At 62.8% G+C, this 747-nt stretch carries 1 pseudogene; it reads left to right on the top strand.

Annotation, left to right across the window (positions count from 1 at the left end):
- Positions 1–509: pseudogene (locus HGQ17_RS14870) on the top strand (transposase); the annotation flags it as partial.
- Positions 510–747: the final 238 nt, after the last annotated feature.

Below are 747 nucleotides of genomic sequence, written 5' to 3'. Positions count from 1 at the left end.
GACACGGGATCCAACCTTTCAAACGAGTAGGAATCTACCCGCCCGCTGGTTGGGTGAAAAAACCCCCGACTGGTTCATTAACTCTGACGCGTAACGCCTACCGGGAGAATCAACAACGCGCCGATCAGCTGGAATCCCAGATGAAGGCCCTATTGGAAGCCCACTACCCGCACCTGCTGGAGGTCTACGGCGTCAAAACCATCACCGCCTCCCAGCTGGCTGTCACCGCCGGCGGCAACCCGCAGCGGATCCACAACGAGGCCGCGTTCGCCTCCCTGTGCGGGGCCGCACCCATCCCGGCATCGTCAGGCAAGACCAATCGGCATCGGCTCAACCGCGGCGGCGACCGACGAGGCAACAGCGCCCTGCACCGGATCGCACTGGTGCGCATGCGCCACGACCCCACGACCCGGGCCTACGTTGAGCGCAGACTCGGCGAGAACAAAACTAAGAAGGAGATCATCCGATGCCTGAAACGCGCCATCGCCCGCGAGGTCTATAAGATCCTGACCCGACCCCACGAAGCCGAAACCACCGTGCCCGACGGCGCTGAGCTGTGCGCACTTCGCAAAACTCGCAATGCCACCCTCAGCGACGCCGCCAGAGCGCTGGGCACATGGCCAGCCAGAATCTCCGACATCGAGAAACACCACCGCCCGCTACCTGACATCGCCAACCGTTACCGGCCATTCGCGGTTGAGCGTGGAGGTGTGTCGAGTCAAGGGGCTCGCGCCCTTATTGGATGAT

Origin of the sequence: Nesterenkonia sedimenti, assembly GCF_012641515.1 — a bacterium.
Lineage (GTDB): Bacteria > Actinomycetota > Actinomycetes > Actinomycetales > Micrococcaceae > Nesterenkonia > Nesterenkonia sedimenti.
Note: the sequence above shows the minus strand (reverse complement) of the source record. Positions and strands in the feature narration are given on the sequence as shown.